Here is a 12,523-nt window from a genome sequence, read left to right as displayed (position 1 = left end):
TGCATATTTCATTCCAATATAAAAGCACCCTTTTCATTGGTTGGATGGAAAGGGATGTTTTTTTCTGAACAAGTTTGTTTCCAGCGGCGAACATAAGATTTATAATTACTGCCATCAGCAATAATGGTTTGTGGCCTTAAGCTGTCTAAAAGTCGATTTAAGTTTATCTTGGGGGAGTTCCGTAAAAGTACAAATTCCGGTTCAAACGATAAGCCTTTGTAAATGCCGAGACTATCAATAACTAACAACGTATGTTCTTTATATTGATAAACCATTTCGAGGGAGTCTTTGGAAACCGTTTTAATGCCTTCTCCTAGTTTGTAATTCTGAATTACCCTATCGTTTTTAAGGCGAAGAGAATCGAGATTATGGTCAACTTTTAAATAATTGCCAGAACGTTGGCCAATCAAGGTATAACGACTTTTATTGAAAATAATAAACCCCTCTTTTTTATTTTCGAATTTTTGGATAAGGCCTAGACTTTGAAAACAAATAATACCAACTAAGCCAAAAGCTAGCCATCTAAAATTTTTAAATCTATAGGTCTGTACCAAAGCTATAATGATAAGGTAGCTCAATAGCACTTGGAGCAGTGAAAATGGAATATCACGAAGCAGAAAATTCTCAAATTGTGCAACCCAAGAAATAAAGGTGTTGAGCCCTTCAATGATGCCACTATAGGCGGTGACTAAAACACGGGGTAAGGCGTTGGAAAGAGCCAGGCCAATAACTAATAAACCAAAACCCAGTATAAGTCCCAAAAATGGAATAACCACAAGATTGGATATAAAGAACAGACCTGGAAACTGATGAAAGTAATACAAGCCAATCGGCGCAACACCAAATTGTGCAGCAATGGTTACTGTAAAAATCTGCCATAGCTTATCCGATATCCAATAATTGAAAACGAGACCTTTATATAGTATGGGCTGAATACTAACAATGCCAAGTACGGCTAAATAACTCATTTGGAATCCCACCTCAAATAAAAATGTAGGTTTAAACAATAGTATCACAAATGCCGAAATCACTAGGGTATTGTAAATGTTTGTTGGTCTTTTCAGGTGCATCGCTATACTAATGATGCTAAACATAGTAACAGCACGGGTTACTGAGGGTGACAGACCGGCAACAATAGCAAATGCCCATAACATGGTCACTATAATTAGAGGTCGAATAATATGGCCGTAGTTAATGTAAAGAACAGGTTTAAGTAAAACGTTGAGAATTAAAAGAATTATACCCACATGGAGCCCTGAAACCGCTAAAATATGAATGGTGCCCGAGTTGACGTAATTATTGTAAGTATCCTTATCTATGTCTTGTCGTTGGCCCAGTAACAAGGCATTGATAATGTTTAGGGTATTTGGCTCAAAACCCGCTGATTTTAAGTTAGTATTGATCATTGTCCTTAGCCTATCGGCATAACCATATATGGTGATTGAAGGTTCGTTTAAAAGGTTTAAGGATTGTTGTTCTAAATAGAGCTGATGATAGACTTGTTTTAGTTCCAGGTATTTGCTGTAATCAAATTGATGTGGATTTAAGGGTTTACGGATTTCCTCTAATGGTGCTAGGGTATAAAATGTGTCATCTACATTAAAACCATGAAATAGACTGTCCTTTCTAATATTTATTAGTAATCGGCCTTCGGCTTTTTGATTGTTGAACGTGAGAACATCTACAATATATTTATAGTTATAATTATCTGGTTTTAGCCGTTCGTTGATTTGTAAGACAAATTCTTGAGCCCTATCATTAGGCTTGAGGTTGGTATAGTGGTTAGGTCTTTTTTTATCGTTATGAACAGCATAGCCCGAAATGCCCAAACTGTACATACAGACATAAATCAATAGCCCAAAATAAGGTGCTTTAACTATCTTGTTGTGAAGTGTAAACCAGTAAATTCCCGTAGCGATGACTAGTACAACCGAAGTATAAATTACCAAATTAGTATCTAGCCGTAGCCAATGGCCTGATATAATGCCTAAAGCCAAGCATACAAATAATTTGATGATATTAAAATTTAGTAACCTCATGATTATGAGTTACTAATATAAAAAAGTTGTTATAAAATACGACGTGCCTGTACGAAGGCAAAGTACCAATAACGTTCGGCGAGGGAAGAAATGATAACACCCTGGCTGGTAGAGGCATGGATAAATTCTACATGTCCAGGCCTAACATCCGTCACGATACCGACATGATTTACTTTTCTACTATTTTTTTTTGTAGCGAAAAAGACCAAATCTCCTATGGTCACCTCCTTTAGGTCTACCCAGTCACCAGTGCTAGATAAATCTCTTGTGGTTCTTGGTAAGCTAATGTCATGTGCCTTGAAACTTGTATAAATGAGTCCAGAGCAGTCCATACCACGCTTTGTAGTACCGCCGTATTTATAGCGTGTACCATCAAAGGTTTTTGCGTAGTCAACAATTGCCATAGCTTCCTCTCCCGGCTTAGAATCAGCCGTTACATTTAGGCTCCGTTTTGGCTGTGTTTTAGAGCTGTAGTTCTTTTTAGATTTACAACTACTTAGTATCATAAGAAGCAAAAGAAGCGGTAATAGTCTATTCATTAGAGGTAATGGAATTGTAAATTAATTTTGCAGCTTTGTCACTTGCCCCTTTCCCACCAAGTTTTTGTTCCAATTCGTAATAATCCAAAAATAATTGCTCGCGTCTATCGGCGCTTAAGATTGCAGAAAGCTCTTGTTTTAAACGCTTTTTGTTTAGGTTACCTTGAATTAACTCCGTAACCACTTCGCGATCCATAATCAAGTTGACCAATGATATAAACTTTAGGGTAATAATCTGCTTGGCGATGTAGTAGGAAATTGCATTGGCTTTGTAGCAAACCACCTGAGGAACCTTAAATAAGGCCGTTTCTAATGTTGCTGTACCTGAGGTGACCAATGCAGCGAAGGACATACTCAATAGATCATAGGTTTTATTCGATATAAATGACACATTACCCTCTTTTATAAAGTTTTGGTAAAAACTGTAATCCTGACTTGGTGCACCGGCAATGACAAATTGAAAATCCTCGAAATCCTTTACCAAGCTTAGCATTACGCCAAGCATTTTAGTGATTTCTTGCTTTCTACTGCCAGGTAATAAGGCGATTATAGGCCTATTGTCTAGCTTATGTGTCTTTCTAAAGGTCTGTTCATCAACCAAAGGACGATTGGCTATGGCGTCAATTAGCGGATGACCAACAAAGTGTACATCGACGTTATGGGATTTATAAAAGGCCTTTTCAAAAGGGAGAATGACATACATTTCGTCAATGTCACGTTTTATTTTCTCTACGCGACCAGCTCTAGAGGCCCATACCTGAGGGGATATATAGTAATGGGTTTTAAAATGTCGGGCCTTGGCCCATTTCGCGATTCTAAGATTAAATCCAGAATTGTCTATGAAGATAATAACATCTGGCCTAAAGGATTCAATGTCGTCTTTACAGAACTTTATAAGTCCTAAAATTTTACGCAGGTTCAATAGAACTTCGGCAAAACCCATAAACGAGCGCTCTTTGTAGTGCATAACTAATTGCCCTCCAACTGCCGCCATCAAATCACCACCCCAAAACCTAAAGTCTGCAGTAGAATCTTGCCTCAACAAAGCCTTCATGAGATTTGACCCATGCAAATCACCAGAAGCTTCACCAGCAATGATGTAATACTTCATCTTAACTTGAGAATTTTATGACCATGGTTACTACAAAGACGAAAAGGGTTGCTATAAGAACACCTTTAGCTCTATTGTCTTGCTTCTTCTTTAAAAATACAAAAAAGGCACCAAGGTTTAAAAGAGCACCTATGCTCATCAATTTAGTTAGAAAGCCTTCCGAAATAGCACGTTCAATGACAAGGCCCCAATTATCAGAATCTCCAAAAATTTGAACGGCAAAAACCAAACCAAAAATAGTAGCAATAATACCGACGCCAAATCCTATTATAATATCTTTTTTAGTCATTTAATTTCCAAGTATTTATGCTTCTGATAGTATGGTGGGCCGTTAAATCAAACTGCACGGGAACTACTGATACATAGCCATTGGCAAGTGCCCACTCATCTGTATCTTCACCATTATCCATATTTACGAATTTACCTGTAAGCCAATAATATTCCCGGCCCATAGGGTTGGTGCGTTTGTCAAATTCTTCCTTCCAATTCGCTCTAGCTTGCCTACACACCTTAACTCCTTTAATCGCTTTTTTTTCGAGATTCGGAATATTGACATTTAATACGACCCCATCCGCCAAACCATGGGAAAGAACTTCGCGTGTTATAATTTCCACAAAGGATTTACAATGCTCAAAATTAGCATTCCAATTGTAATCTAATAAAGAAAAACCAATAGCTGGTATACCTTCTATGCCAGCTTCCAATGCAGCACTCATGGTGCCAGAATAAATCACGTTTATTGAGGAATTTGAGCCATGATTGATGCCAGAAACGCAAATATCTGGCCTCCTGTCCAAAATTTCATTGACGGCCAATTTTACACAATCTGCTGGGGTGCCTGAGCAGCTGTATTCAGGCTGTTTGCCATCAATCGTAACTTTTTCCAAATGCAGTGTTGAGTTTATGGTAATAGCATGACCCATGGCACTTTGTGGACTATCTGGTGCCACAACAACCACATCGCCCAATTTGTGCATGACACTTATCAAGGTGCGCAGTCCGGGTGCGGTAATGCCGTCATCATTGGTTACAAGAATTAAAGGACGTTTGGCCATAGTTGAAATACATATTTATGCGGTAAAAATACTAAAAAGCATCAGAACAGATTTAAAACTGCTGTTTAACAAAAAATTAGTGCCTCGTTTTTTTATGGCACGGTTTTTTCTTCTATTTTAGTGAAAATTTGATAACCTACTTAAAGTGTCTAAAGCACAACTAACAAGCACTTAATGAATTGTATAGTAAAATGGATTTTATTAAGTGGTGTATTTTGCTTTAACATTAATTAAAATTGGAAAACATGAAAGGGAATTATAAGTTTTTGTTGCTAGCTCTCCTGATTGCATTTGCATCATGCAGTTTTACAAATAAAACATTCGATAATCCAGATAAGGATAAATTATTAATTCAGTTAATTACCTACGTTCTTGAGCAAGGCCATTTTGACCCAAGGGATATCAATGATGAATTTTCGGAGAATGTCTTTGACGATTATTTGGTACAATTAGACCCTTTTAAACGTTATTTTTATGCCTCTGATATAAAAGAATTTGAAGCTTACAAAAATGAGATTGATGATCAGATTAAGGCTTACGATTTAACGTTTTTCAATCTTACCCATCAGCGTCTCTTAGAACGGATAGCCGAATCAAAGAAAATTTATACCGAAATTTTAGATAAACCATTTGATTTTTCAATAGAGGAGGAGTACTCGACGAATTATGACGAATTAGAATATGCCAATAATAAGCGTGAAATGAAAGAGCGTTGGAGGCAACAACTAAAATTCTCAACTATAGCTAATTATGATGAAGCGCTAGCCCAGAGAGATTCAAATATAGATGGCATTGAACTAAGTGATGGTACATGGACTTCTGAAGAACCCAAAGATGTTTCTGAGAAAGAGCTGTCATCAAAAAAGAAGAAGGCCGCTGCTAAGGCCACCCTTAAAGAGATAGAAGAAGAAGCACGCAACGATACGCGACAGTCTTTGGATGAGCTCTACGATTTCATCGACGAGAGACAACGTAAAGATTGGTTTGCAGTTTATATCAATGCTATTGTTGAGGAATTTGACCCACATACCTTTTACTTTGCTCCCGAGGATAAAGACCGTTTTGATGTCGCTATGTCAGGAAATTTTGAAGGTATAGGGGCGCGGCTACAGAAAAAAAGAGATGCTGTTATTGTTAATGAGATTATCAGTGGAGGTCCGGCATGGCGCGCCAATCAGCTTGAGGTAGGTGACCAAATTTTAAAGGTTAGACAGCAAGACGAAATTGAAGCCGTTAATATCGTGGGTATGCGATTAGACGATGCTATAAAATTAATTAAGGGCCCAAAAGGAACCGTAGTTACGCTTACCCTAAAACGTGTGGATGGCACTATTGTAGATATTAAAATAACACGTGATATTGTTGAGCTGGAAGAAACGTACGCAAAATCCTCCATTGTAGAGAAGGATGGTAAAACCTTTGGGGTCATTAATTTGCCAAAGTTCTATATAAATTTTGAAGACTATAACAAGCGCAACGCGGCTTCGGATATAAAGCAAGAGATTATTAGACTTAAACAACAAGGAATGGAAGGCCTGGTTCTTGATTTAAGGAATAATGGTGGCGGTTCTTTGCAGACAGTTGTGGATATTGTGGGGTTATTTATAGAAGATGGTCCAGTAGTTCAGGTAAAGACAACAACTGAGCCTAAGGAAGTTTTAGAGGATCGTGATAAAAGTATTATATGGGACGGTCCATTGGTGGTGCTTGTCAATGAATTGTCAGCATCAGCATCTGAAATTTTAGCTGCAGCCATGCAAGATTATAAGCGTGCCATAGTTATTGGTAGTAAACAAACTTATGGAAAAGGGACTGTTCAAAATGTGTTGGATTTAAATCGTATGGTGAGAAATAATTCCAACGGTGATATGGGTGCCCTGAAATTTACGACCCAGAAGTTTTATCGTATTAATGGTGGTTCAACCCAATTAGAAGGCGTTAAGAGTGATGTCGTGGTACCAGATCGCTATAGTTATATTAACATTGGAGAAAAAGACCAAGAAAACCCTTTGCCTTGGGATAAGATAGATGCCGTTGATTATGAATTATGGAGTAATTATTTTGACTATGACACTACTATAAGTAAAAGTAAAGAACGTATGGCGGCAAATGAACAACTGAAGCTAATTGATGCCAATGCTAAATGGGTGAAGAAAATACAAGATCGCGAATCGTATTCGCTTAATTACGATAAATATCGTAACGATATGGACCTTAATGAAGAAGAAGCAAAGCGTTTTGAAAAGCTTTCAGAATACCAGACAGATTTAACCTTTTCCTCCTTGCCTTATGAAATGAAATTGATGGAAAAAGATACGATACTTAAGGAGAAGCGTAGAAGATGGCACGAAGGTTTAGCAAAAGATGTTTACATTGAAGAGGCCTTGAACGTGCTCAATGATTTAAAAATGACCTATTCCATAAAGAATAAGGTTGCCACGTCCGTAAAAAACTAAATTAATATAGAATCATCTATTGGTTGAGGTACTGAATGTACTAGTCCAAATGCTTTATGCATTAATATATAACGACATAAATGTCTAACCAAAGTAACTCTTTAACAAGCTTTGCGCTCCAAAAATTCAAACGAAATTTTTGGGGCGTTTTTAGTTTAAGCATCATTTGTTGTATTGGTTTAATTTCTGTGTTTGCTTATGTACTGGCACCAGATACCTCCAAAAATGCCAATCAAATGCATTTGTCCATTCACTCCAAGCCGCCAGGTTTTCGAGTACAAATGCTTACCATTCCGTCTGGTGTTTCAACGAAACAGCCTTTTTGGTCTTCGCTGTTTTTCGGTAAGGAAAATACAGATACCGAAATTCCCATTCAATCTTATGAAATAACGGATAATACGCTTCATTATAGTGAGTACGCTAGCGATGGTGTACAAGGACTGAAAAAAGAAATAGCCTTAAGTCAATTTCCAAATGGTAAATTCAGGAAATTCATAGAGACAAGGACCTTTATTTTTGGCACGGACAAATATGGAAGGGATTATCTTAGTCGGATATTAATTGGGTCGAGGATTTCCTTCTTTATAGGATTTGTTGCCGTTTTCATCTCTCTTATTATAGGCCTTATTATGGGAAGCCTAGCAGGGTATTATGGTGGACGACTAGATGCACTTATTATGTGGATTATCAACGTGACCTGGTCTATACCAACCTTGCTTTTGGTTATTGCCATTACTTTAGCTTTGGGCAAGGGGTTTTGGCAAGTGTTTATTGCCGTTGGTTTAACCATGTGGGTTGAGGTGGCTAGGGTAGTAAGAGGACAGATCATCAGTGCTAAAGAGTTGCAATATGTAACGGCCGCTAGGGCTTTGGGCTATAAGGATTACAGAATTATAACCAAACACATTCTTCCCAATATTTTAGGACCATTAATTGTCATTTCTGCCGCTAATTTTGCGGCGGCTATTCTTATTGAAAGTGGTTTGAGTTTCCTAGGTATTGGCGCCCAACCTCCCATGGCTAGTTGGGGAGCTATGATTAAGGATCACTACAACTATATTATTTTAGGCAAACCTTATTTAGCTTTAATACCAGGATTTTGCATTATGCTTTTGGTTATGGCCTTTATGTTGGTTGGCAATGCGCTAAGAGATGCTATGGATGTTAAGTCATAGTTTTACTCTTTGGTGGCAGAAGAGAAAAATAGAGACCAATTCTCTTTACTGAGATTCTCAGCAAAATAATCTGCCCGGTTTTCACCATTTTGCACTAAAGTTTGATTGTTGGTCTTAATGGCCGCGTGTGAACCACAGGTTGTAGGACTTTTGAACAGATTCTCTTTGAAAAAATTATTCTCGTCTACAAAGAAATATTCATTTTTACTTGTCGGTCTGTTTCTTAGCTTTATACCTTTTTCAAATAAAGAAATAAAAAATATACCTCTGTTTCTTAAGTCTTTTTTAATTGGATTAAGAAATGATTTTCGTTCACTTATTTCAGATGAAGTCCACTTGTTATCTTTATGCGGATCTGAGCACAAATCATCCTTAAAATAGTATTCAATAATAATTGTGCTGCTATCCGTGACTGTGTAAGGTATTATTTTTTCTAGTTCAGTTTTAATTAAATTATAATCAAAATAACCCTTGTAGTATCTTCCTTTTTCTAGCTTGTGAAAGTATTTTCCCTTTTCATCAACCCACGACCAATGTCTTAAGTTAAGGTCTCTATTTCTCATTTTTGAGCGGTAGGAACCCTTGCTTATGGTATCTCCATTTACGTCTATGAAGACATGAGTTTGACACTGTACAAAGTAAAACAGGAAACCAAATATTGCTACGAAAAAATAATGTTTCAATGGAATGACTAATTATTACAACTGATTTCTTAATCGATATATTTCCTCATTAGTGGTCGCGATAAAATCCAACACCTCATCTTGTCCTATCTTTTTACTAGAAGATGTCACAAAATATGGCGGTAAGGCTTCCCAAGTCTTTAGAAGTTCTAAGCTATAGTCATCTACGTGCCGTTCAATAGCCTTAGGCTTAAGCTTATCTGCCTTGGTAAAGATAATACCAAAGGGAATACCACTTTCACCCAAGTATTCCATAAATTCCAAATCAATAGGTTGAGGTTTATGCCTTATATCTACCAAAACAAAAGCCATAACCAGCTGTTGTCGCTGTTCAAAATAATTGGTAATAAACTTCTGAAATTTCTTTTTGGAGGATTTAGAAACCTTGGCATAACCATAACCTGGTAAATCTACCAAATACCAATTGTTGTTAATGATAAAGTGATTAATGAGTTGGGTTTTTCCGGGACGACCAGAGGTTTTGGCTAAACTTTTTCGGTCAGTCAACATATTGATCAACGACGATTTACCAACGTTACTTCGGCCAATAAAGGCATATTCCGGAATAGGGTTCTGAGGGCATTTGGCCACTTCAGAATTACTCACCACAAATTCAGCTGATTTTATTTTCATCTCTAGTTCCCCTGCAAGTGGGAATCACATTAAATTAATCAAATTATTGATACCAACTCTAGGGTTATGGCTACGTTGCAATTTAGTTTAAAACCCACGCTTCTGAAGCCAAGCATTCAATATGGTATTGAACTCGTCAGGATGTTCCATCATGGCGGCGTGTCCACATTTATCTATCCAGAACAGATCAGAATCTGGTAATAGATCATGGAATTCTATAGCGACTTCTGGTGGTGTAACCGTATCGTTTTTCCCCCATATAATGCATGTTGGGGTTTGCATCTTGGGAAGATCCTTAGCCATATTGTGTCTTATGGCACTTTTAGCGATAGCTAAGGTCTTGATTAGTTTATTTCGGTCATTTACCGTCTCATAAACTTCATCTACTATAGCTTTAGTGGCTACCTTAGGGTCGTAAAACACATCTTGGGCCTTCTTTTTAATGACTTCGTAATCACTGCGCTTGGTATAGCCACTACCCATAGCACTTTCATAAAGTCCTGAGCTACCAGTAATAACAAGGCCCTTGACTTTTTCTGGATACATTTTAGTATGGTAAAGACCAACGTGGCCACCCAAGGAATTCCCTAATAAAATGACTTCATTTAACCCCTTGAACTCTATAAAGCCCTTGAGGTAATTTGCAAAACTTTTTACGTTTGTTTTTATCAGGGACATGGTGTAAATGGGCAATTCGGGAATAATAACTTTATAGCCATTTTTGCCAAAGTAATCCGTTACGGAATCAAAATTACTCAAACCTCCCATTAACCCATGCAGCACAATGATTGGTGTGCCTTCTCCTACTTCAATATATCTATAATCCTTTTCTTTCTTTAAAAGGTGTGCCATCGACAATAATTAGTGCTTTAGTGTTCAAAACAAATATAACTAAAACCTTTTTAATTCCGATAAAACAACTAGTCTTCTCTCGTTATTTTCAACCCAAATGAATAATTAAATAGGTTGATTATGGGCTCTCGATTACATCCGCTTCAAAGTAACGAAGAGTGCCAATTCAAAGCCTATTGCTAAAATCAGGAACAAAACTTATCAACAAAAGTGGTAAAAAGTGGTAAAATGTGGTATATTTTTCAATATATTTGAATCTTAATCGTTAAAGTGGAAAATAGGACATCTTGAATTCTTTCATTGGAACATATGAGTGTAAAGCCGATACCAAAGGTAGACTAATGATACCTTCTGCATTAAAAAAGCAGATGTCTTCTAGTCTTAACGATGGCTTTGTCCTAAAGCGTGCTGTTTTTCAAAAGTGTTTGGAACTATACCCTATGGCCGAATGGAACAATCTTATGGCTAAAGTGAATAAGCTAAATAGGTTCAAGAAGAAAAACAATGATTTCATTAGGCGATTTACCGCAGGAGTTAAGATAGTTGAGGTTGACGGTACAGGCAGATTATTAATACCTAAAGATCTGCTGGGATTTTCTGGAATATCTAAACAGGTGGTTTTAGCATCAGCAGTTAATATTCTCGAAATATGGGATAAGGATAATTATGAACAGGCTATTGATGATGCGGCTTCCGATTTTGCAGATTTAGCTGAAGAAGTAATGGGACAAGATGATGATGACAATGGTATATCATAATGCAGTTTTACTCAAAGAGGCGGTCGATGGCTTAGATATAAAACCTGACGGTGTATACGTAGATGTCACATTTGGTGGCGGAGGCCATAGCAGAGAAATCCTATCCCGGCTTGGTCCAAAGGGAAAACTGTTTGCTTTTGATCAAGATAAGGATGCCTTAGTTAACACTATTGACGATGATAGGTTTGTGCTTATCCATGAGAATTTCAGATTTATAAAACGGTTCTTGAGATTTTATGGGTACAAACAAGTGGATGGCATTTTAGCTGATTTTGGTGTGTCATCACACCAATTTGATGTGGCAGAGCGCGGTTTCTCTACACGATTCAATTCAGATTTAGACATGCGTATGAATCAGGATAGTAAGCTCTCGGCATTTGAGGTTATCAATACTTACGAGGAAGAACGGCTGAGGTCTGTATTATTTGAGTACGGCGAGTTAAGACAAGCTCCAGCTATGGCACGAGCGATTGTGTCGTCGCGTAAGAATGCCGAAATAAAAACCAGCGAGCAATTGCGAAATGTTTTAAAACCCTTTTTAAACCATAAACGCGAGAATAAAGTATTGGCACAGATTTATCAAGCCATTAGAATAGAGGTCAATCAAGAAATTGAGGCCTTAAAGGAATTACTGCTTCAAACTCCTGAAATGTTGAAAGAAGGCGGACGCTTGAGTTTTATTTCATACCACTCCCTTGAGGATAGGTTGGTAAAGCGATTTATAAGAAGTGGTCTTTTTGAAGGTGAACCAGAGCGAGATGTCTATGGAAATTTTGAGGTACCTCTAAAAAAAGTGGGCAGATTAATTGTTCCGACAGAAGCAGAAATAGCAGACAATAATAGAGCCAGAAGTGCAAAACTTAGAATAGCTGAAAAAATATGAAGAAAAGCATTTACAGCGTCTTACGAGGTAAATTTCTAATCAGTGATGATTCGTTCAAAAATTGGCGCATCATCATTTTTATTTCAGTCTTGGCTATCATAATGATTGCTAGTTCCCACAGTGCGGATAAAAAGGTACACGATATCGCAAGATTAACAAATGAGGTCAAGGAGCTCCGCTCGTCCTTTGTGGATGGACGTTCCAAGCTGATGCGATTAAAAATGGAATCGACCATAAGCAAAAAAGTGGCAGACAAGGATATTCGAGTATCTGAAATTCCACCGACAAAAATTAAAGTAAAATCCCAACAACAATAAAACTTGGCAACAACAGAAACCA

13 protein-coding genes are annotated in these 12,523 nt (G+C 37.4%); 5 read left to right on the top strand and 8 right to left on the bottom strand.

What is annotated here, in order from left to right; translation table 11 throughout:
• Positions 1-8: 8 nt before the first annotated feature.
• The 5 genes from CA834_RS07425 to surE are packed head-to-tail and all read right to left on the bottom strand — an operon-like array spanning position 9 to position 4,744.
• Complete coding sequence (locus CA834_RS07425) at positions 9-2,039, bottom strand: ComEC/Rec2 family competence protein (protein ID WP_094968051.1); 2,031 nt, start codon at positions 2,037-2,039, stop codon at positions 9-11.
• A 29-nt stretch (positions 2,040-2,068) separates the two neighbouring features.
• Positions 2,069-2,578 (bottom strand): C40 family peptidase, encoded by a 510-nt coding sequence (locus tag CA834_RS07420; protein ID WP_094968050.1) that lies wholly within the window; start codon positions 2,576-2,578, stop codon positions 2,069-2,071.
• Positions 2,571-3,689 carry a lipid-A-disaccharide synthase gene (gene lpxB / locus CA834_RS07415; RefSeq protein WP_094968049.1) on the bottom strand — a complete coding sequence of 373 codons (1,119 nt, stop codon included), beginning with the start codon at positions 3,687-3,689 and terminating at the stop codon, positions 2,571-2,573. Before lpxB ends, CA834_RS07420 begins: the two co-directional genes overlap by 8 nt.
• Before the next feature lies 1 nt (position 3,690).
• Positions 3,691-3,978: a hypothetical protein gene (locus CA834_RS07410; RefSeq protein ID WP_094968048.1), complete on the bottom strand. Its 288-nt coding sequence runs from the start codon at positions 3,976-3,978 to the stop codon at positions 3,691-3,693.
• Positions 3,971-4,744: a 5'/3'-nucleotidase SurE gene (gene surE, locus CA834_RS07405; RefSeq protein WP_094968047.1), complete on the bottom strand. Its 774-nt coding sequence runs from the start codon at positions 4,742-4,744 to the stop codon at positions 3,971-3,973. Before surE ends, CA834_RS07410 begins: the two co-directional genes overlap by 8 nt.
• Before the next feature lie 245 nt (positions 4,745-4,989).
• On the opposite strand from surE, the gene CA834_RS07400 reads away from it, so the two are divergent.
• Both CA834_RS07400 and CA834_RS07395 read left to right on the top strand, forming a co-directional pair.
• Positions 4,990-7,200, top strand: a complete 2,211-nt coding sequence (locus tag CA834_RS07400; protein WP_094968046.1) for a carboxy terminal-processing peptidase — start codon at positions 4,990-4,992, stop codon at positions 7,198-7,200.
• Between the two features lie 80 nt (positions 7,201-7,280).
• Positions 7,281-8,375, top strand: coding sequence for an ABC transporter permease (locus tag CA834_RS07395; protein WP_094968045.1), 1,095 nt, complete (start codon positions 7,281-7,283; stop codon positions 8,373-8,375).
• Positions 8,376-8,377: 2 nt separating this feature from the next.
• Here the strand turns inward: CA834_RS07395 and CA834_RS07390 are convergent, their stop codons facing one another.
• The 3 genes from CA834_RS07390 to CA834_RS07380 all read right to left on the bottom strand — a co-directional run bounded on the left by CA834_RS07390 (position 8,378) and on the right by CA834_RS07380 (position 10,543).
• Positions 8,378-8,938: a hypothetical protein gene (locus CA834_RS07390; RefSeq protein WP_133085471.1), complete on the bottom strand. Its 561-nt coding sequence runs from the start codon at positions 8,936-8,938 to the stop codon at positions 8,378-8,380.
• Between the two features lie 135 nt (positions 8,939-9,073).
• Positions 9,074-9,691 carry a ribosome biogenesis GTP-binding protein YihA/YsxC gene (gene yihA, locus CA834_RS07385; protein WP_094968043.1) on the bottom strand — a complete coding sequence of 206 codons (618 nt, stop codon included), beginning with the start codon at positions 9,689-9,691 and terminating at the stop codon, positions 9,074-9,076.
• Positions 9,692-9,778: 87 nt separating this feature from the next.
• Positions 9,779-10,543, bottom strand: coding sequence for an alpha/beta fold hydrolase (locus tag CA834_RS07380; protein ID WP_094968042.1), 765 nt, complete (start codon positions 10,541-10,543; stop codon positions 9,779-9,781).
• 287 nt (positions 10,544-10,830) lie between these two features.
• On the opposite strand from CA834_RS07380, the gene mraZ reads away from it, so the two are divergent.
• Genes mraZ through CA834_RS07365 form a run of 3 tightly spaced genes read left to right on the top strand, consistent with a single transcriptional unit; the run spans position 10,831 to position 12,501 of the window.
• The gene (gene mraZ, locus CA834_RS07375; protein ID WP_094968041.1) at positions 10,831-11,301 is read left to right on the top strand and encodes a division/cell wall cluster transcriptional repressor MraZ; all 471 of its coding nucleotides are present in this window, start codon (positions 10,831-10,833) and stop codon (positions 11,299-11,301) included.
• Positions 11,288-12,184 carry a 16S rRNA (cytosine(1402)-N(4))-methyltransferase RsmH gene (gene rsmH, locus CA834_RS07370; protein ID WP_094968168.1) on the top strand — a complete coding sequence of 299 codons (897 nt, stop codon included), beginning with the start codon at positions 11,288-11,290 and terminating at the stop codon, positions 12,182-12,184. The genes mraZ and rsmH overlap by 14 nt, the downstream gene beginning before the upstream one ends.
• Positions 12,181-12,501 carry an FtsL-like putative cell division protein gene (locus tag CA834_RS07365; protein WP_094968040.1) on the top strand — a complete coding sequence of 107 codons (321 nt, stop codon included), beginning with the start codon at positions 12,181-12,183 and terminating at the stop codon, positions 12,499-12,501. Before rsmH ends, CA834_RS07365 begins: the two co-directional genes overlap by 4 nt.
• Positions 12,502-12,523 lie beyond the last annotated feature (22 nt).

The sequence above is a fragment of the Winogradskyella aurantia genome, assembly GCF_002266855.1.
GTDB classification, from domain to species: Bacteria; Bacteroidota; Bacteroidia; order Flavobacteriales; family Flavobacteriaceae; genus Winogradskyella; species Winogradskyella aurantia.
Note: the sequence above shows the minus strand (reverse complement) of the source record. Positions and strands in the feature narration are given on the sequence as shown.